Annotated in this window: 23 protein-coding genes; 22 read left to right on the top strand and 1 reads right to left on the bottom strand. The window is 27.8% G+C overall.

From position 1 onward, the window contains the following. Positions 1-219 precede the first annotated feature (219 nt). The 13 genes from CLCHR_RS12170 (at position 220) to CLCHR_RS12110 (ending at position 9,804) form a co-directional block, all read left to right on the top strand. Positions 220-978 (top strand): cell division protein FtsQ/DivIB, encoded by a 759-nt coding sequence (locus tag CLCHR_RS12170; RefSeq protein WP_079440074.1) that lies wholly within the window; start codon positions 220-222, stop codon positions 976-978. Positions 979-985: 7 nt separating this feature from the next. Further along, complete coding sequence (locus tag CLCHR_RS12165; protein ID WP_079440073.1) at positions 986-1,714, top strand: DUF881 domain-containing protein; 729 nt, start codon at positions 986-988, stop codon at positions 1,712-1,714. Between the two features lie 12 nt (positions 1,715-1,726). Further along, positions 1,727-2,116 (top strand): small basic family protein, encoded by a 390-nt coding sequence (locus tag CLCHR_RS12160; protein WP_079440072.1) that lies wholly within the window; start codon positions 1,727-1,729, stop codon positions 2,114-2,116. 12 nt (positions 2,117-2,128) lie between these two features. Beyond that, positions 2,129-2,863, top strand: a complete 735-nt coding sequence (locus CLCHR_RS12155) for a DUF881 domain-containing protein (protein ID WP_079440071.1) — start codon at positions 2,129-2,131, stop codon at positions 2,861-2,863. Positions 2,864-2,950: 87 nt separating this feature from the next. Next, positions 2,951-3,631 carry a YggS family pyridoxal phosphate-dependent enzyme gene (locus CLCHR_RS12150; protein WP_079440070.1) on the top strand — a complete coding sequence of 227 codons (681 nt, stop codon included), beginning with the start codon at positions 2,951-2,953 and terminating at the stop codon, positions 3,629-3,631. Beyond that, positions 3,624-4,076: a cell division protein SepF gene (locus CLCHR_RS12145; RefSeq protein WP_079440069.1), complete on the top strand. Its 453-nt coding sequence runs from the start codon at positions 3,624-3,626 to the stop codon at positions 4,074-4,076. The genes CLCHR_RS12150 and CLCHR_RS12145 overlap by 8 nt, the downstream gene beginning before the upstream one ends. A 12-nt stretch (positions 4,077-4,088) precedes the next feature. Beyond that, on the top strand, positions 4,089-4,343 hold the full coding sequence (locus CLCHR_RS12140) for a YggT family protein (RefSeq protein WP_079440068.1): 255 nt from the start codon (positions 4,089-4,091) through the stop codon (positions 4,341-4,343). A 2-nt stretch (positions 4,344-4,345) separates the two neighbouring features. Beyond that, positions 4,346-5,107, top strand: coding sequence for a YlmH family RNA-binding protein (locus tag CLCHR_RS12135; RefSeq protein ID WP_079440109.1), 762 nt, complete (start codon positions 4,346-4,348; stop codon positions 5,105-5,107). A gap of 13 nt (positions 5,108-5,120) precedes the next feature. Further along, complete coding sequence (locus CLCHR_RS12130; protein ID WP_079440067.1) at positions 5,121-5,759, top strand: DivIVA domain-containing protein; 639 nt, start codon at positions 5,121-5,123, stop codon at positions 5,757-5,759. 180 nt (positions 5,760-5,939) lie between these two features. Continuing rightward, positions 5,940-6,857: an RluA family pseudouridine synthase gene (locus CLCHR_RS12125; RefSeq protein ID WP_079440066.1), complete on the top strand. Its 918-nt coding sequence runs from the start codon at positions 5,940-5,942 to the stop codon at positions 6,855-6,857. A 20-nt stretch (positions 6,858-6,877) separates the two neighbouring features. Beyond that, positions 6,878-7,417 carry a bifunctional pyr operon transcriptional regulator/uracil phosphoribosyltransferase PyrR gene (gene pyrR, locus CLCHR_RS12120; protein WP_079440065.1) on the top strand — a complete coding sequence of 180 codons (540 nt, stop codon included), beginning with the start codon at positions 6,878-6,880 and terminating at the stop codon, positions 7,415-7,417. Between the two features lie 23 nt (positions 7,418-7,440). Continuing rightward, positions 7,441-8,601 (top strand): THUMP domain-containing class I SAM-dependent RNA methyltransferase, encoded by a 1,161-nt coding sequence (locus CLCHR_RS12115; protein WP_079440064.1) that lies wholly within the window; start codon positions 7,441-7,443, stop codon positions 8,599-8,601. 357 nt (positions 8,602-8,958) lie between these two features. Next, positions 8,959-9,804, top strand: a complete 846-nt coding sequence (locus tag CLCHR_RS12110; protein WP_079440063.1) for a MurR/RpiR family transcriptional regulator — start codon at positions 8,959-8,961, stop codon at positions 9,802-9,804. A 133-nt stretch (positions 9,805-9,937) separates the two neighbouring features. Here CLCHR_RS12110 and CLCHR_RS12105 read toward each other — a convergent pair whose 3' ends face one another. Beyond that, complete coding sequence (locus tag CLCHR_RS12105; protein WP_079440062.1) at positions 9,938-11,671, bottom strand: Rqc2 family fibronectin-binding protein; 1,734 nt, start codon at positions 11,669-11,671, stop codon at positions 9,938-9,940. 348 nt (positions 11,672-12,019) lie between these two features. Here CLCHR_RS12105 and dapF point away from each other — a divergent pair, with 348 nt between their 5' ends. The 9 genes from dapF to CLCHR_RS12060 form a co-directional block, all read left to right on the top strand. Beyond that, entirely contained in the window at positions 12,020-12,847 is an 828-nt protein-coding gene (gene dapF, locus CLCHR_RS12100) for a diaminopimelate epimerase (protein WP_079440061.1), read from the top strand. A gap of 24 nt (positions 12,848-12,871) precedes the next feature. Then, a complete protein-coding gene (locus tag CLCHR_RS12095; RefSeq protein ID WP_079440060.1) occupies positions 12,872-13,882 on the top strand; it encodes a hypothetical protein in 1,011 nt (336 codons plus the stop codon). 244 nt (positions 13,883-14,126) lie between these two features. Beyond that, complete coding sequence (locus CLCHR_RS12090) at positions 14,127-15,458, top strand: GspE/PulE family protein (RefSeq protein WP_139376236.1); 1,332 nt, start codon at positions 14,127-14,129, stop codon at positions 15,456-15,458. Further along, complete coding sequence (locus CLCHR_RS12085; protein WP_079440059.1) at positions 15,451-16,593, top strand: type II secretion system F family protein; 1,143 nt, start codon at positions 15,451-15,453, stop codon at positions 16,591-16,593. The genes CLCHR_RS12090 and CLCHR_RS12085 overlap by 8 nt, the downstream gene beginning before the upstream one ends. Further along, positions 16,593-17,036, top strand: a complete 444-nt coding sequence (locus CLCHR_RS12080) for a prepilin-type N-terminal cleavage/methylation domain-containing protein (RefSeq protein ID WP_079440058.1) — start codon at positions 16,593-16,595, stop codon at positions 17,034-17,036. The genes CLCHR_RS12085 and CLCHR_RS12080 overlap by 1 nt, the downstream gene beginning before the upstream one ends. Continuing rightward, positions 17,036-17,470 (top strand): hypothetical protein, encoded by a 435-nt coding sequence (locus CLCHR_RS12075; protein WP_079440057.1) that lies wholly within the window; start codon positions 17,036-17,038, stop codon positions 17,468-17,470. The genes CLCHR_RS12080 and CLCHR_RS12075 overlap by 1 nt, the downstream gene beginning before the upstream one ends. Beyond that, entirely contained in the window at positions 17,403-17,918 is a 516-nt protein-coding gene (locus tag CLCHR_RS12070; RefSeq protein ID WP_242966022.1) for a ComGF family competence protein, read from the top strand. Before CLCHR_RS12075 ends, CLCHR_RS12070 begins: the two co-directional genes overlap by 68 nt. Then, positions 17,909-18,352: a hypothetical protein gene (locus tag CLCHR_RS12065; protein WP_079440055.1), complete on the top strand. Its 444-nt coding sequence runs from the start codon at positions 17,909-17,911 to the stop codon at positions 18,350-18,352. Before CLCHR_RS12070 ends, CLCHR_RS12065 begins: the two co-directional genes overlap by 10 nt. 56 nt (positions 18,353-18,408) lie before the next feature. Further along, on the top strand, positions 18,409-18,979 hold a 571-nt coding region (locus tag CLCHR_RS12060), incomplete at its 3' end, for a hypothetical protein (RefSeq protein ID WP_079440054.1).

Genomic DNA, 18,979 nt, shown 5'->3' with positions numbered 1-18,979 from the left:
GTTCCTTACTCTTTATTTTTTTACTCACATGGATGTATTTAGAATTGAATGTTTGAATAATAAAATATAATTTTCACAATTAATATAATTGTGAAAACATTTAACTGAGAAATATATAAAATCAATAGGAAAATTTAATGAAAATATTTTGTTAAAGTGGTATTATTATATATGTAAACTCATGCTATTATACAAGTAGTACAAAGAATAGGGATGGATATGATAAAACAAAGAAATAATAAATTGATTTTAAAGGCTCAAAAAAAAAGGCGAGTAAAAAAAATAATAATGATCAGTATAATTTTGATGATTGGAGGAATTGTTTTTGCAACAAAATCGGATTTCTTTATCATTAAGAAAGTATCTATCGTAGGTAATCCTATTATGAGCGGAGAGGATGTAAAGAAGAGAACGGAAAATTTAATTGGACAGAATATTTTATTTATTAATAAGCAAAATATTACAAATGAAGCAAAGAAAAATCCATATGTACAAAATATTGAGATTAGTAAAACATACCCGAAACAAGTTAATATTAAAGTTTTAGAAAAGCAAGGATTGTACTATGTGGAGAAGGATGGGTACTATTATATTTTAGATAGTGAGTGTAATCTTCTTGAGAAAACAGATAATATTGAAAATAGAAATTTGGTTAACATAATAGGAATGAATTTAAAGGACGTAGAGCCTGGAAAAAAGACAATTGATGATGATAGAACAATAAAAATTTTAGATATTTTTTTTCAGATAATAAATAAAAATCCTACTAATTATAATATAAATTATATTGACATAAGTGATCTTATGAATATAAAAGTTTGTGTTGGTCAAGTAGAAGGAAGATTAGGCAATGATGAGAACATACCGGATAAGATGAATAAGTTGTTACATATAATTGAAAATCCTAATATAGGTATTAGTAAAGGTTATGTTGACGTAGGATTTAATGGAGCACCTGTATATTATAAAGAAAGGTAAGATAATAATGAAGTTATCTAGATCGCAATTATTTATAGCACTTGTTTGTGGACTTTTAGGTTTTTTATTAGCATATCAATTTAAAGTATTATCTAATAAAAATATGGAATCCAATATTAGTAATTATGAAAAGAATGATATAATTTCTGAAGTAGAAGCACTTAAAAAGGAAAAAGATGAATTGACAAAGACAAATACAAAATTATCTGATGAACTTAAGCAAATGGAAGAAACAGCAGCAAAAGATGGTGACCTAGGTAAAGATATAAAGAATCAGCTTGATAATGCAAGAATGCATTTAGGGGTGGTTGATGTAAAAGGACCAGGTATTGTACTAACAATAACACCGAAAACATCTATATTTGGTTCTAACCCAAGTGATAACGGTAGAAATCTAGGAGAAGATGAATTGGTGCATATAGTAAATTTACTTTGGTATTCAGGAGCAGAAGCTATATCTATAAATGATATTAGAATAACTCCTCAGACAGGAATTAAAACGGCTGGGAACGGAATTGCTATAGGATCGACCGGAAAAGTATATCCTAAAGATAAGATTGTAATTAAGGCAATTGGAGAGAAGGGCAGACTTAATGTGGGAATATCCTTTCCAGGTTCTTTAGAATATCTTGCTCTTCCTAACTATAATAATGAAGTGAAAACAGAAGAGGATATATTTATAGGAAAAACAACACAATCATTAAAAAGTGATTTTATTAAATCAGTAAAAGAATAGGAGAGAGTAGATTTGATAGCAGTAATAGGACTACTAATTGGAGTAATACTTGGATTTGTATTAGATGTTAATATATCTGATAAGTTTTCACCATATATGTCTGTGGCTATTCTTGCATGTTTAGATTCAGTTTTTGGGGCAATTAGAGGTAACCTTTCCAAAAATTTTCAACCTGATATATTTATATCGGGATTTTTTGGAAATGCTTTACTAGCAGCGTGTCTTGCATATTTAGGAGATAAACTAGGGATACCCATATATATGGCGGCGGTAATTGTATTTGGAGGAAGAATCTTTGATAATTTCGCAATCATAAGAAGGTTGTTATTAGAGCAATTTAAGATTTGGAGAAAAAATAAATTGAAAAATAATTCGGTAAATGAACAAGATGAGATTAAATGATGAGGTGATGTGATGAAAAATAATAAAGACTTTCTCTTTGTTTTCATTGCAACAATAATATTAGGATTTTTAATATCTATAAATTTTAATTTCAAAGGAATTCAATCTTACAGTCAACTAAATTCATCCCAGTATCAAAATGCAGTTGAAGAAAGAGCAGCCTTGTATAGAGAAATAGGTAATTTGAAAGAAGATAATATTGAGAAAATAGATAAAATTAGGAATTATGTTAATAATGACAAAAAAGATGATAAGATTCTTGAGGATATGAAAGCTCAGATTAATGATTATGAAATGTTTATTGGATTAAGTAAAATTGAAGGGCCAGGGATAATATTAAGGATAAATGATGGGAAAACTAATGCAATGGAAGAAAATACAGACGAAATTAATAATAAGCTTTTGCATGATAATGATATGGCCTTGGTTCTAAATGAACTTCGAGTTGCAGGTGCAGAAGCTATTAGTGTTAATAACCATAGAATTGTGCCATGGTCAGGAGTTATATGCAATTGGGCTTTTATAGGATTTGATGATGGGGGAATGGAATATGCTCCTTTTAATATCTATGTAATAGGGGATTCTGAAAAGTTAAAAGCGGCTCTATTGGAGGATGGAAGTCATATTAAACAACTTATGTTTAGAAAACTTGATGTGGATATTAAAGAAGTGGATAAAATTATTATGCCTCCAACAAGTGCCAACTCAAATGTTAAATACATGAGTAGAGATGAAAGTAAGAAATAAAATAAATTTATAATTTTGCAGGAATTTTAAATTTAATATAGAATAATTATTATGTAAAGGAAAGGGATAGTTTTATAGGTGTTTATTATGGGAATTAAGCAAAATATTGAAGAACTAAAATCTAAAATTCCATCAGAAGTAACGCTTTTAGCTGTTTCCAAAACGAAGCCATTAGAATATTTAGAAGAAGCATATAAGGCTGGAATGAGAGATTTTGGAGAAAATAAAGTTCAAGAAATGGCAAAAAAAGCAGAAAGTTTTCATGATGATGTCAGGTGGCATTTTATAGGACATCTTCAAAGTAACAAAGTTAAGTATTTGGTTGATAATGTTCACCTAATACACTCGCTATCAAGTATCAGCTTACTAAATGAAATTGAAAAAAGCTTTGGTAAAGCGAATAAGATTGCGAACACACTAATTCAGATTAATATTGGAAGAGAAGAAAGCAAAAGTGGAATTTTAGAAGAAAATTTATATGAACTTATAGAAGCAATTGAAAAATGTAATTTTGTTTCTGTAAAAGGTATAATGGTAATTATTCCAATAGGAGATGAAGAAAGTAACAGAAAGTATTTTAGAAAAACTAGAAAGATTTTTGATGAGCTTAAGGAAAAAGAATATAAGAATATCAATATGAACATATTATCTATGGGAATGACTCATGATTTTATGACAGCAATAGAAGAAGGTTCAAACTTAGTTAGAGTGGGGACAGGAATATTTGGAGAAAGAAATTATAATTTAGGAGGCGAAAGTAATGAGTAATGTTATATCAAAAGTTAAATCTTTATTAGGGTTTGAGGATTATGAGGATTATGAGGACTATATTGAAGATGAATTCGAAGATGATTCTAAAGATGATGATACAATAGAACCAGTTATTACTAATAAGAAAAATAGTAAGGTAGTAAACATACACACATCTTCTACTACAAAAGTAACTATAACTAAGCCAGTTGATTACGAAGAAGCGACAGAGATTTGTGAAGCATTAAAAAATAGAAGAATAGTATTAGTTAACACAACAGTGTTAGAATTAAAGATAGCTCAAAGATTATTAGATTTTATTAGCGGTTCTTGTTATGCATTAGGTGGAGAATTGCAACAAATAGAAAAAGGTGTATATATTCTTTCGCCTTCAAATGTTGAAGTTACAAATGAATTAAAGAATGAACTTAGTTCGAAAGCGTTATTCAATTGGTCAAAATAGGAGGTTAAAATTATGATTAATAGTGTTTATATGGTTCTAGATATGTTCTTTAATATTTTGGAACTAGCTATAATCATAGAGTGCATAGCTTCATGGATTCCTCAACTTCAGGGAAATAAATTTTTAAATTTAATACACAATTTTGTTTATCCTATTTTAGAGCCATTTAGGAGGCTTCAAGATAGACTAATTTCAGGAATACCAATGGATTTTTCGCCTATAATTGCTCTTCTAGTTATAAATTTACTAAGAGGTCTTATACTTTGAATATAAAAGATAAAATAATTAATAACTTCTCGGATGATGAAAAGAACGACGTATTAAATTTATATGAGAAATATATATTGTCTAGAGATAAAGGTATATGTGTATTTGGAAAAAACTTTTATACTCCCAATATATGGACTTGGTTTGAAAAAAACTTAGGCAATGATGTTAAAATTAATAGCTATGGATTATTCGAAGATTCTGAGAGAAGAATGATTTCTTTTAATAATATTTATGAGATTCCATATCCAATGAAATTAATAAAAATTCAGAGCACTTCAAAATTTTCAAATCTTACTCATAGAGATTTTTTAGGTGGAATTTTGTCACTTGGGATAGAGAGAAGCAAAATTGGGGATTTGCAAGTAGATAATAATACGTGCTTTGTACCCATACACGAAGAAATAGAAAATTTTATTTTATATAATTTAGAGAAAATTTCTAAGGTTATCTGTAATATAGAAATAGTCGATGATTTTGGAACTCTACCCCAGACAGTTTTTAAAGAAGAAATTATTTTAGTTTCTTCTTTAAGGATTGATGGGGTAGTTTCTAAAATTATAAATATATCTAGATCTAAGGCTCAGTCAATGATTGAGCAAGGTTTAGTGCTCGTTAATTATGTTAAAATAAAAGACAAAAGTTATGAACTAAAAGGTGAAGAAAGAATTACTATAAGAGGTTTTGGAAAATTTATTTTGGGTAATTCTATTGGGAATAGCAAAAGCGGAAGAAATAAAATTATTATTAAAAAATATACATAGTTGAGGTGAAAGTATGAAATTAACACCAATGGATATAAACAATAAAGAATTTAAGAAAGCTTTGAGAGGTTATAATTCAGATGAGGTTGATGAATTCTTAGATGAAGTTGTTGATAATTATGAAGAATTGTATAAAGAAAATGCAAACTTGAAGGAAAAGTTATCTAATCTTAATGAGAAGGTTGATCACTATTCGAAAATTGAAACAACTATACAAAATACATTGTTACTTGCACAAAATGCTGCAGAACAAGCAAAAAATTCTGCTCAGAAAGAGGCTGAATTATTATTAAAAAATGCAAACGAAACAGCTCAAAAGATTTTGGATAAAGCACATAATGATGTTATACAAATTAATGATGAGTATGAAAAAGTAAAACAAGAGTTTATAAAATTTAGAGCAAAATATAGAAATTTTATGAATACACAGTTAGAAACCTTTGATGATTTAGAAAAGGATTTTATAAAAAATTATAATGTTTCAGATCCAATAGATGATGATGAAATTAAAGAAGATATAATAGAAAAAGAAATTAGTAGTGAGAATAATGAAAATGAAAAGAAATCAGAGGAATCCTCACAATTAAATGAGTATGGTTCATTAAACGATGAGTTAAATGAAATCAAAAGCTTTTTTGTTCAAAGTGAATAAGATGTAAGAAATATAAAAAAGAACCGTTTATTTGCGGTTCTTTTTTTATTTCTTAATTCATTCCTTTATAGTTTCTGAGTTATTAAATTTATTGTTTAATATTAAGTTTTCAATTGTAAAGTGTAGGTTATTATATTATAATGTTGAAAGAATATGCTAAAGAGGAAGGGCTACTGATTTATGGAAAAAAATATTTTTATAGTTGATGAAAAAGATAAAGGTATTAGAATTGATAAATATTTATCTGAAGTATTTGATGATAAATCAAGATCTTTCATTCAGGGACTTATCGAAAAAGAGAGTATTAAAGTTAATAATAAAATTCAAAAAAGCAATTATAAACTAAAGCCTTATGATGAGATTGAAGTATTGCTTAGTGAACCTGAAATTCTAAAAGTTGACCCAGAGGATATACCGCTAACTATATTATATGGAGATAAAGATATAGTAGTTGTTAATAAGGAACAAGGCATGGTTGTACATCCGGCGCCGGGTAATTACAATGGAACTTTAGTAAATGCATTACTTTTTCATTGTAAAGATTTATCAAGTATAAATGGGGTAATAAGACCAGGAATAGTCCATAGAATTGATAAAGATACATCGGGTGTTTTAGTAATTGCTAAAAATGATGAAGCTCATAATAAACTTTCGGAACAATTGAAAGATCATTCAATGAAGAGGGAATATTATGCTTTAGTCGAAGGAAGAATAAAGAATGACAATGGAACGATAAATAAACCTTTGGCAAGAAATAAAAAGGATAGGCTTAAGATAGCTGTTGTAGAAGGCGGTAAAAATGCAATAACACATTATGAAGTCTTAGAGAGATATAATGGTTATACTTTGATAAAGTGCATATTAGAAACAGGAAGGACCCATCAAATAAGGGTGCATATGTCATCAATCGGTTTTCCTTTAGTTGGTGATCCTCTGTATGGATTTAAAAAACAAAAATTTAAATTAAAAGGGCAAATGCTGCATGCCAAGACTTTAGGATTTATTCATCCAAGTAAAAATGAGTATATGGAGTTTACAACAGAATTGCCACAATACTTTGAAGAAATATTAAATAAACTAAGAAATGAATTAAAATAATAAGAGTTGGAGGGCATAATATGAAAGTAAAAGCAGTTTTATTGGATGAAAAAGCTGTAAATAGAACATTAATAAGGATTGCTCATGAGATAATAGAAAGAAATAAAGGTATTGAAGACTTAGTTTTGCTAGGGATTAAGACAAGGGGATATCCTCTTGCTAAGAGAATTGCAAATTACATAAAGGGGATTGAAGGCAAGGAGGTTCCTGTTGGATCTGTAGATATAACATTATATAGAGATGACCTGACTAAAATAAGTGAAGATTTGGAAATTAGAAATCTGGACTTAGGTCTTGAAATAAAGGATAAAAAAATAGTTATAGTGGATGATGTTCTATACACATGCAGAACGGCAAGAGCAGCAATTGATGCTGTAATAGATGTTAATAGGCCTACGGGAATTCAATTAGCAGTATTAATAGATAGAGGACATAAAGAATTACCAATAAGAGCAGATTATGTTGGTAAAAATATTCCTACTTCTAAAAATGAGGTGATAGCAGTTTCGCTGAAAGAAATTGATGGAGAAGATTCAGTTAAAATATATGATAAAGAGTAACAAATAAGGGAGAATACAGAAGTATGTACGACTTAATCGCAACAAGTACGTTTGGAATAGAAAGTATAACTGCAAAAGAGCTCAAAGCATTAGGATATGAAGACTTAAAAATTGAAAATGGAAAAGTGACTTTTGAAGGCGATGAAATGGATATTGCAATTTGCAATATTCATTTAAGAACAGCTGATAGAGTACTAATTAAAATGGCTGAATTTGAGGCAAAATCGTTTGAAGAATTATTTCAAGGAACAAAAAAAGTAGAGTGGAGTAAGATAATTCCAAAGGATGGAATTATGCATGTAGTTGGTAAAAGTGTTAAATCAACACTTTATAGTGTTCCAGATTGCCAATCTATAGTAAAAAAAGCTGTAATAAAAAGTATGAGTGAAAGTTATGGTATAGATACTTTTAGTGAGACTGGTCCTGTATACAAAATAGAGGTAGCAATTTTGAAAGATGTCGTTACCCTTACAATAGATACAACGGGACCTGGCTTACATAAGAGAGGTTATAGAGAGCTTGCTGGGGCGGCACCACTAAAAGAAACTTTGGCAGCATCAATGTTATTAATCTCACGATGGAATGATGAATTTGAACTTATTGACCCGTTTTGTGGTTCTGGAACCATATTAATTGAAGCTGCTATGATAGCTCAGAATATAGCGCCAGGAATAGATAGAAATTTCGTATGTGAAACGTGGCCATCAATGAGTGGAAATACATTTGATATCGTAAGAGATGGCGCTAGAAAATCTGAAAAAAATAAAGACATTAAACTAATAGGATATGATATAGATTATAAGGTCATAAAAGTTGCAATGGAAAATGCGAAAAAAGCTAGAGTTGATAAATATATACAATTTCAAAAAAGAGATTTCATGGAATTTTCAACCTCAAGAAAATATGGATTTATAATTTCAAACCCACCATATGGAGAAAGAATTGGAGAAAAAGAAATATTACCTTCTCTATATAAGCACATGGGAAATATGAAGAAAAAATTAGAGACTTGGGATTTTAATATATTAACTTCATTTGAATTGTTTGAAAAAACATTTGGAATAAAGTCAACTAAAAATAGAAAGTTATATAATGGCAAAATTAAATGTTACTATTATCAATATCTTAATAATGATAAAATTAAAAACATGGGTGATTTGTTGATAAATCAATTAATGGATTAGTATGTTAATAAATTAAATATTAACACATGAAAAGTTAATTAATTAAAGAAAATGAATCAAATAGTTAATTAATGAAAGATTAGTAATAAGAACAGTGAAAATATATTTACAAGGCTCGATGTGCATGATAAAATGAATTAAAGTAAAATATGGTAGCAACGGTGCTAACAATTTGTTATAATTGTTAGCACTTTTTTTGTTCAAAATTTTATGACCAAAGATTTAGGGTAAGCTAATTGTAAAGAACTATTTTCTATATTTAAGAGTGCTATAAATGAGTCATTAAAAAACGATTTAGAATAAAAAATATAGGGTGTAAATTATGAGATTTTAATAATGATAGGGAGGAGTTAGAAAATGGCAGAAGTATATCAAAAGATGGCCGAAAAAATACCTAACATGAGCAAGGCTCAAGAAAAAATAGCAAAATATATATTATCACATCCGAATAGTACACCATTTTTAACTGTTGAAAAACTGGCAAAGCTATCAGGAGTTAGTATTGCAACAGTTACTCGATTTGTTATATTCCTAGGATACAAAGGCTACCCTGAATTCTTGAAAGATACTCAAGAGTCAATGCAGCAACAAGTGTCTAAAGCAGAAAGAATGAAAATGGATTCGGAAAAAGAATTTAGTGAAGAAAGTGAAATTTATAAAATATTTGAAGAGGATTTAAATAATATTAAATCAACTATGGATGACCTCAATGTATATGAACTAAAAAAAGCGGTCGAGCTATTGCTTAAAGCAAAGAGGATTTTTATAGTTTCAAGGAGGAGTTCTTCCGTACTTGGAGCATTTCTGAAATATTATCTTGATTTAATGTTTATTAATGTTAATTTAATTGATAATATTGAACAAATACCAAAGCAAATTAGTGAAATAGATGATGAAGATGTAGTTATCGGAATCGCTTTTGAGAAGTATGCTAGAAGTACAGTAGAAATCTTCACTCATTTAAAGAGAATGGGAGCCACTACTATAGCATTAACTGATAATATGTTATCTCCACTTGTACCATATTCAGATGTAGCATTAACGGCTGTAAGTAAGGGGTCAAAAGATATAGAATCATTCGCAGCACCATTAAGCTTAATCAATGCCTTAATAATATCTATTGAAAAAGAAAAGAAAGATTTCTTTACAAATAATGTTCAGCTATTAGAAGAAGCTTGGAGAAAATTCGATCTATTTATTTAGTTTTTAATAAGTATTCAAATAAAACAAAAGAGGTATCAACATACAGTTGAACCTCAATTTTTAGTTAAAGATTATTAATATAATTTTTTATTTCTAGTGAAAATTCAAACAAGTAAAGAATTTATTAATTAAATTAATTATTAAGAATATTACTAAAATCATTTGGATTAATTATAAGAGTTTTATTGGTATGATAAATGACCATACCTGGCTTTGATCCATTTGGTTTTTTTAATTCCTTTACTTTTGTATAATCTACAGGCAATTTTGATGAATTTTTTCCCTTACTATAATAACCTGCAATTATCGCTGCTTCCTCAAGTGTTTTATCTGGGACATCAAATGCACAAACTATTACATGGGATCCTGGAATATCTTTTGCGTGTAACCAAAGATGGTTTTTATTAGCGAATTTTAAACTTAAGTAATCATTTTGTAAGTTATTTTTCCCAACATATATATCAATTCCATCACTAGAAACAAAATGATGTGGTTTAGAAGCTTTTATTTTGTTAGTGTTTTTAGTATTCTTTCTAAATCGTATGTATCCAGTTTCAGTCAATTCATTTTTTATCTCATCTATTTCATTATAGCTTTCAGCATTAAGTATGTTAGTAAAAACAGAATTTAAATAATTAATTTCATCAGAAGCTTTTTCTAATTGAACCTTTGCGTATTCTTCTGATATCTTAAGTTTATTATATTTTTTATAATAATATTGAATATTCTCAGATGGTGTTTTAGCTGTATCTAAGGAAACTTTTATATATTCCTCTTCACTTTCGTTGTAAAAATTTAATAAGGTACATTCGCTATCACCTTTTTTTATTGTGTAAATATAGGATGTTAAAAGATCACCTTTTATTTTAAAAGATTCCTTTTCAGCACAGTCTTTAAGAGTTTCGTTTAATATTTTTACTTTCTTATTACACCTTTCAATGTTAGTATTAATTAATTTTTGTAAATCAGTTGATTTATTTTGTAACCTATCTTGTTTATCTTTTCTTTCAAAAAAAGCGTCCATTAAAATATTAGGATCTTCATAAGGAATTGAAACATACTCTTTTTCGAGGGTTTGTAATTTTACAGAGTAAAAATCCTTTACGATACCAGTTTGAGTTGTATAGATATTAAATGACATATTGTTGCGTAAGTTACTGTTAAAATCTTTGATGTTTTCATAAATTTCTTCTTGAGTTGGGGAGCTGTTGTCCTTTGTAATGTTATAATATAATTCATTAGACAATAGCATACTTATTCCGGTAAAACAATTAGAATAAAATTTTTGATCGAAAACTACAGAGTTATTACTTATAAAAGAAGATAATTCTTCATAAGAAACAGAAAAAGGATCTAATTTAGTAGATGAAGGAGGATAAACAAAATTAACACCAGGATACAATACTCTATAACTATTTATATCTGGAGTAATGTGTTTTATTGATTCCATAACTTTATTATCTCTATTTCTAAGTAAGGTAATATTGGAATGTCTTCCCATGAGTTCTATTATTAAAGAATACATGCTATCAAAACCAAGTTCATCTCTATTCTCGATTTCAATAATTAAAATCCTATCAGTATCTTTTTGAATTACGTTTGTAATTCGGCCGCCAAGTATATATTTTCTTAAAACCATCAAGTACATTGGAGCCTTTATTGGATTTTCCTTAACACTACTTGTTAAATGTATTCTAGCAAACCGAGGAGATGCAGAAATTAAAAGTTTAATGTTTTTACGTTCTTTTCTTAAAGTTAAAATTATTTCATCTTTTTCTGGTTGATTTATTTTATCTATTTTTGAATTTACAATTGATTCTTGTAAATTACTAACTAAACTGTGTAAGTATATACCATCTAATGCCATGTTATGCCATCCTTTCTTAGTGTAACTAACAATAGTATAACATCATAATTATAGAATTATCAATTGTTAGCCAAATATGAAGAAATAAATTGCTGGAAGTTTCAGTAAAAAAAATTTTTTATAGAAGAAGATACTAAGGTTTTTAATAGGATGGGAAGATATGCATAAAAAATTACTAAAAAATATAAAAAAATATAAAAAATATATATGGAAAATGGATTAAATAAGTTATAATTTAAACTTGGTGATATTATTATTAATGAATAAGAAAATAAAGCCCAAGGTATGCTGTACTTATAAATATACAAAATAAAAGTTTTACTATTAAACTAAGTAGGAGGAATAGAAATGAATTTTTATAAAATGCAAGGGGCAGGAAATGATTTTGTATTTATTGAAGATTTTAATAATGAGATAGAGGATGAGTGTTTACTTGCAAAGAAACTCTGTGATAGACATTTTGGAATTGGGGCTGATGGATTAGTTATTGTAAGGAAATCAGAGATAGCTAATGCAAAAATGGTAATAATAAATGCTGATGGATCAAGAGCAAATATGTGTGGAAATGCAATAAGATGTTTTGGTAAATATGTTTATGAACATAATATAGCCAATGGAGATAGATTTTCCGTAGAAACTGGAGATGGAGTTAAGGATATTGAAATTATCCTTGCTAATGAAAAAGTCAGATATGTTAGAGTATATATGGGTAAACCATCATATGATGGACGTGATATACCTTTGAATAATATGGAAAGCATTATAAAGACTGACATTACAGTTGATGATAAAACGTATAATATGACGACTGTACTATTAGGAGTGCCTCACACTATCATTTTTGAGAATGATAAAGAGTATGACGTAATTTTAGATGGATCAAAAATAGAAAAGATTGACTTATTTCGAGAAGGTAGTAACGTCAATTTTGTTAAAATCATTGATGAAACTCATATAAAAGTAGATACATGGGAACGTGGAGCGGGCGCAACACTTGCATGTGGAACTGGATGTAGTGCCTCAGTTGTGGTAGCAAAAAAACTTGGATTAGTACATAAAGATAAAGAAATTTTTGTTAAGGCACCAGGCGGAGAATTAGTAATAGAAGTATTAGGAGACGATGTGTTTATGAAAGGACCAGCAGAAGTGGTCTTTGAGGGGAAATTATCTTTGTAAATAATCATAGAAGAGGGAAGAATAATGAAACTATCTAAAAGAAAGTCGTGGGGAATTTTAGCTTTCATTGTCTTGCCTCTGTTCATATTAGGGTGTTCATCTGAAAAAGGAAAAGAGCCTAGTATAGCAGAGGAGATAAAATTAAATTCAGGGGCAGTACTTAAAAATGAAGATGGAAATTATAAATTATATAATTATGAAAATGGTAAATATGAAAGTACAAAAGATAATGTTGTGATACTAGATTATGACAAAGATACATCAAGTTACGTATATGTGGAAGAAGGAAATAATTTCGTAGTTCATAATGGATATAAGAATGAAATAAAAGATAAAAATCATAGTGAACTTAAATTATCAAAAGGTGGAGAGTATATATCGTATTTTATTGATGACAATGGACTTAAGTTGAAGATATTCGATACAACAAAAGAAAATAAACAAATAGAGATGAAGTCGAATGTATCTATATCCGGCACGCTTTATGATTGGTATGACTCTGATACTTTAGTGTATTATGGTATTAGTGATGATGGGATAAATGGATTATTTACTTACAATATAAAGGAAAATAAGGAAGAATTATTATACAATATAAAAGAAGGATATTTAGCATTCCTAAAAGGAACAGATAATAATGTAATGTTCATACAATTGACTTTAGAGAACAACAAAAAGTTAATGGCAATAGATAAGAAGAAAAAAGATGTAAAATTTTTAAGTGATAGTATAGAAGAATTATCTGACATAATAGTAAGTGACGAAAAAATATATTTTACTGGAAGAGTTTCAGGTAATGTAAATTCATTATACGAACTTAGAGATAACAAACCCAAAAGGTTAGTGTTTGATTTTCCGGCAATTGTTAAAATTGAAAAGGGCATTGCTATAGATGAAAATAATAATATTTTATTTATAGGAACTAATAGTTTAAATGATAAACAGGAACAAATATATACATATTCAAAAGATGGAAGTATAAGTTTAGTTACAAAAAATTCAACAGATTATGTATTCATAGAATACAATACTTAATTAAAGAAGAGGATAATCATGTAGTTAATGCATGATTATCCTCTTTTGGGTTTATGTTAATAAAGTTAAACGGTTATATATTTTTTTGAATTTTGTATTAAGGGATTTCAAGTACTAAATTACTAAAAAGTGAAAAAGTTTACTGTACATGAATAAATATTAGTTTTTACGTCTAGACTTTTTCTATAAACAAATTTCTATATTAAGAGGTGATCCTAAAATTAAAGAGTACAAGATTGAAGATGTGGATTTAAAGATAGCTAAAAGCTTGAAAAGAGAAATATGTGAAAAGTACAAGATTGTTCCTATTGGGGAAGATGCTAACAGCATAATTGTTTTGTCCATCGAGGATTCTCAAGAAGCAAATGATTATTTAAAATTTATTTACAATAAAAATGTAAGAGTTGTAAAAATTGAAGAAAGTAATTACGAACATTTGAAGAACATAATTTTTGGTGAAGAAAATAGAGATTTACAAGATGTAATAATTTTTAATGCAATTGATAAGAAAGCGAGTGATATTCATTTTGAGCCTCAAGGAAATTGTATTTATGTTAGATATAGGATTAATGGGAGTTTAGTTGTAGTTCATAAAATTGATTTCAATGAATATACAAGCTTAGTATCAAGGATAAAGATTAAAGCCAATATGGACATAACTGAAAAGAGGAGACCTCAAGATGGAAAAATAATAGTTGACTATAATGATTTGAAATATGATTTAAGGATATCATCTATACCAGTAGTATATGGTGAAAAATTAGTAATAAGAATTCTATATTGTGAAAATCTTAGTTATAGATTAGAAGATTTGGGGTTTTCTGAAGGTCAAATTAAGATAATAAGAAAAATAATATCTTTGAAGAATGGATTGATTTTAACTTGTGGGCCGACTGGATCTGGAAAAAGTACAACGCTCTATACAATTTTAAATGAGATAGATTCAAAATCTCTAAATATTACGACTCTTGAAGACCCAGTTGAAATCGTAATGCCAAATATTAACCAAATGAGCTTAAATAAAAAGTTGAATATAGATTTTTCAAATGGGCTTAGGAGTATATTAAGACAAGATCCAGATGTAATTATGATTGGAGAGATTAGAGATGAAGAGACGGCCAATATGGCAGTTCGTGCATCGATTACAGGTCATAAGGTATATAGTACAATTCATTGTAAATCTGCTAGGGAAGCGTATATAAGATTGGAAAACATGGGAATAAAACCATATCTGATAAGTGATGCTTTAGTTGGGATTATCTCACAAAGATTGGTAAAGATATTATGTGACAAATGTAAAACTGTAGATTACGAAAACTCTGCAAATACTAAAATAGTATATAGGAAATGTGGATGTAAAGCATGCAATTATTCTGGGTATTCAAGTAGGGAAATAGTAAGTGCAGTTTACTTTTTGCAAGAGGAAGAAAAAAAGAAGATTGATGAGTTGTATATGGATAGAAATTATTTGTCAAACATTAATATGAAATATGATTTAGAGCGACTATTATGTGAAGGAAAAATATCTCAAATTGATTTTGAAGAATTTATTGAGGGAGAAGGGCTAAATGCATAATAAAAGAAATGGGCAAAGTCAAGATAAAGAATATGAACGTTATACAAATTCTTATGACAGTTTTAAAAATAAAAAGAACAGTGGTTTAAGAATAGGATTTTTAATTAAAAATAAGGTCGATGAGAGACAGTTATCATTAGTGGCAGGAAGTTTAGCTCAGATTTATAAAGATGGAATATCTATAACTTCTGCAATAGAATTAGTTGCTGATGTCTTGTCCAATAAAATATATAAAAGCAGCTTAGTAAACATACTGGATAGTGTAAAAAAAGGAAAATCCCTATCACAGGCATTTGCAGAATACAAGGAATTATATCCTGAGTTTTTTACGGGGATAATTTCTATCGGCGAAAATACGGGGAAATTATATGAGGTATTAATAGGTTTGAAGGTTTATTATGATAAATCTACTTTTATTAAAAGGGAAATTAGGAATGCAAGTGCTTACCCACTATTCATTCTCTTATCAATGATAGTTCTTGGAATATTTCTGATAAGTATAATTGTTCCAAACTTTTGCGAGATATATAAATCGATGAATATTGAATTGCCAGCAAACTGCAAATTTGTATATGGTATTTATAATATAGTAAAAAGCAATTTGATATTTATATCAATATCAGCAATCTCTTGGATAATAGCAATAATTATTTTCTTAAAGTGTTTTTTAAAACAATTAAATGCAGAGAAATTTATTAAAATAAAGATTGTAAAATTAGTTTTTGAATATATCATGATCCTACTTTTCTCTATAATAACAAGTACAGGAATAAATATTTCATATTCACTTGAGTATTGTGAGAAAAGTATAAATATCAATTTTTTAAAAAGTAAAATAAAAGAAATTAATACATGCATTTTGGGAGGGAGTACATTAACAGAATCGTTAGAGAAAACAGGTATTTTTTCTAAATATACTATAGCGATAGTGAGATTAAGGGAGGAGAGCGGAACAATTGAAGAAGGATTTAAGGAATTATCAAATAATTTAGAATATAATTTGAATGAACAAATAAAAAAATACCTAAGACTTATTAGTCCTACCTTTGTAATAATAATGGCTAGTTTTATTGCATTTTTTCTTGCAGATTTTATTTTACCGTTATTTGGTAGCTTGAAAAGTGGAATTAGATAATGAAAAAAAGAGGCTTTACTTTGTTAGAAACAATAATATGTATATTTATTTTAATTATATTATTTGGTATAGGAATATCATTAAGTAAATGGAGTAGTAATTTATATCTTGATATAAATTACACAGAGTATACTTATGAAATACAAAATTTACTGTCATATGGAAAAGCTATTTGTAGAGAAAAAAATAAGTATGGTAAAGTTACTATAAAAGCAAATAAAAATGAAATTCGCTTTATCGAAGGATGGGATGCAATAGAAAAGATTATTAATCTACCTGAAGGTATTCAGATAATTAGTGAGGATATTAGTGTGCTAGTTACTCCTGAAGGTAAGATATCCAAAGGTTGTACAATAAAAATTAAAGATAAGAATGGTGATAGACAAGATATAACAATTGGTGTCGGAGTTGATTTTATTGTTATTAAGAATGGTGCGATTTGATGAAGAAACAAGGCAGTATAATTGTTGAAGCTATAGCTTCAATCATGATTTTATCATTAACTACAACATTTATTGTTAGTGCTTGTATGCAAAACTCCAAGATTTTAAAAGAGAGGATTCTTTGTGAAGAAGCGAATAGAGCCGTAGCTAATTTAATAAATGAATTTAAATATAATATATCATCTGAGGAAATAGAGAAAATGTTAGAGAATGGACAAATAGGATTTAGGTATAATAGAGATTTTTCGACAAAGTTACTTAGTAGTAATGTAGAAAATCTCGAAAATGGAGAGGAGATTTGGATAAGTAAAGTTAGTGATGAGGAAATTGGTCTAAAATTAAAAATAGTTGCTAATATTAGAAACGATGAGATTGAAACAAGCATTGAGAAAGAATTTACTAAAAGTTGGTGGATGGATGAAATACAAAGATAATAATAAAAATAGAAAAACGAAAGCATTCACTATTATAGAATCTTTAGTATATATTTTTTTGACAACTGTAATTTTACTTGAAGGAATTGATATATTTGTATCAATGTATAAGAATTATATAGAAATAACTCAATTGACTATTAAGTACAATAACTATCAAAATTTTTTTATAAACCTTGATAACATTATTTCAGAAGGTGGGCTTCAAAAAATAATTGTAGATAAAAATTATGTTACATTTTCAAATGATAATAAATCTAATAATTTAGATAAAACTATTAAGTCTTATGATGGTAAGATTCTTGTTAAATATACAAGAAATAATGTTACTCAAACAATAAATACCATGCTAGAAGATATTGATAGACTTGAAATAAGGAAAAAGGGAAATTTAATATATTTTAGAATATATGATAAAGATGGGAAGGAATTCATTAGATGCATATAAAAAAGGAAGGCACCGTTTTGATTAGTGCTATAGTAATTTTATCGTTAATGAGCCTTCTAGGAAGTTTTATGTATAATATGATACGAAATAATGTTGAGTTATGTAATTTATACTCATTCGATAAAGATATTTACGATATAAGTAAGAGTGAAGAAGAAATTCTTTTCAATTACATGAAAAATATAAATAGGGAAATAAAAGAAAATGTGAAAGATTCCATTGATGGAGAAAGTAACAGCATAGAATTATTTTCGGAAGATTTTGAAAGAAAAATTGATAACAGTACACTAAAATACTATAAAAGTAATAATAAATTATTTCTAATCACAAAGAATTTAAACAATGTTATTAGAACAAGAGAGATTATATATAATTTTGAGAATGATACAGCAATATTAATTCCAACATATAGCTTTCAAGATAGTAATGAATAAAGTTATCAAATGTGGTGATTATATAAATATATTTCGCTTCGAGGGGAAAGTTTTGAATGAAAAAATCTATAGTTCTTATTAAAAGAAATTCATTTATATTGGAGGGAGAGGAGTATAATTTTGATAAAATTAATGAAATTAAATGTATTATAAAAAATAATATCAAAATAATAGTACTTGAGGAGGAGCTTTGTGTGAAGCAGTTTATTTATAAAATTAGGAAACGTAAAATATACGATTTCATAATTTTAAAAATTGCTAGTGATTTTCCACAGAATGGTGATCTATTATACGACTATATGCTGACTAAGAAGAATAAGGTCATTTCTATATATTCTATACGAGGTGCTAAAAGAATTGGTAAATTAGTGGAAGGTGCAAAAAATATTGAAATAAAACCTATTCAATTTTTAATAAAGGAAATTTTGGTTAGTATTTTAAAAAATAAGAATTTCACTGCTAAGATTTTGATGAAATATAATGAAGTGTATTATTATATTTCATTTAAAGAAGGTTTATTCAATTATGGGTTCGTAGAGATAACGCAAAGCTTGGTTTTAGATAAAATACTGATTTGTAATGAATATGGGGATATGTATGTAGATGAAGAATCAGTAAATATTATAT

It is taken from the genome of Clostridium chromiireducens, assembly GCF_002029255.1.
Taxonomy (GTDB): Bacteria; Bacillota; Clostridia; order Clostridiales; family Clostridiaceae; genus Clostridium; species Clostridium chromiireducens.
This window is presented reverse-complemented; position numbering and strand designations above follow the sequence as displayed.

What these genes read in the sequence shown, in the direction of transcription:
- CLCHR_RS12170 (WP_079440074.1), top strand. Translation starts at nt 220, where the DNA reads ATGATAAAACAAAGAAATAATAAATTGATTTTAAAGGCTCAAAAAAAA.
- CLCHR_RS12165 (WP_079440073.1), top strand. Translation starts at nt 986, where the DNA reads ATGAAGTTATCTAGATCGCAATTATTTATAGCACTTGTTTGTGGACTT.
- CLCHR_RS12155 (WP_079440071.1), top strand. Translation starts at nt 2,129, where the DNA reads ATGAAAAATAATAAAGACTTTCTCTTTGTTTTCATTGCAACAATAATA.
- CLCHR_RS12150 (WP_079440070.1), top strand. Translation starts at nt 2,951, where the DNA reads ATGGGAATTAAGCAAAATATTGAAGAACTAAAATCTAAAATTCCATCA.
- CLCHR_RS12145 (WP_079440069.1), top strand. Translation starts at nt 3,624, where the DNA reads ATGAGTAATGTTATATCAAAAGTTAAATCTTTATTAGGGTTTGAGGAT.
- CLCHR_RS12140 (WP_079440068.1), top strand. Translation starts at nt 4,089, where the DNA reads ATGATTAATAGTGTTTATATGGTTCTAGATATGTTCTTTAATATTTTG.
- CLCHR_RS12130 (WP_079440067.1), top strand. Translation starts at nt 5,121, where the DNA reads ATGAAATTAACACCAATGGATATAAACAATAAAGAATTTAAGAAAGCT.
- CLCHR_RS12125 (WP_079440066.1), top strand. Translation starts at nt 5,940, where the DNA reads ATGGAAAAAAATATTTTTATAGTTGATGAAAAAGATAAAGGTATTAGA.
- pyrR (WP_079440065.1), top strand. Translation starts at nt 6,878, where the DNA reads ATGAAAGTAAAAGCAGTTTTATTGGATGAAAAAGCTGTAAATAGAACA.
- CLCHR_RS12115 (WP_079440064.1), top strand. Translation starts at nt 7,441, where the DNA reads ATGTACGACTTAATCGCAACAAGTACGTTTGGAATAGAAAGTATAACT.
- CLCHR_RS12110 (WP_079440063.1), top strand. Translation starts at nt 8,959, where the DNA reads ATGGCAGAAGTATATCAAAAGATGGCCGAAAAAATACCTAACATGAGC.
- CLCHR_RS12105 (WP_079440062.1), bottom strand. Translation starts at nt 11,671, where the DNA reads ATGGCATTAGATGGTATATACTTACACAGTTTAGTTAGTAATTTACAA.
- dapF (WP_079440061.1), top strand. Translation starts at nt 12,020, where the DNA reads ATGAATTTTTATAAAATGCAAGGGGCAGGAAATGATTTTGTATTTATT.
- CLCHR_RS12095 (WP_079440060.1), top strand. Translation starts at nt 12,872, where the DNA reads ATGAAACTATCTAAAAGAAAGTCGTGGGGAATTTTAGCTTTCATTGTC.
- CLCHR_RS12085 (WP_079440059.1), top strand. Translation starts at nt 15,451, where the DNA reads ATGCATAATAAAAGAAATGGGCAAAGTCAAGATAAAGAATATGAACGT.
- CLCHR_RS12080 (WP_079440058.1), top strand. Translation starts at nt 16,593, where the DNA reads ATGAAAAAAAGAGGCTTTACTTTGTTAGAAACAATAATATGTATATTT.
- CLCHR_RS12075 (WP_079440057.1), top strand. Translation starts at nt 17,036, where the DNA reads ATGAAGAAACAAGGCAGTATAATTGTTGAAGCTATAGCTTCAATCATG.
- CLCHR_RS12070 (WP_242966022.1), top strand. Translation starts at nt 17,403, where the DNA reads ATGAGATTGAAACAAGCATTGAGAAAGAATTTACTAAAAGTTGGTGGA.
- CLCHR_RS12065 (WP_079440055.1), top strand. Translation starts at nt 17,909, where the DNA reads ATGCATATAAAAAAGGAAGGCACCGTTTTGATTAGTGCTATAGTAATT.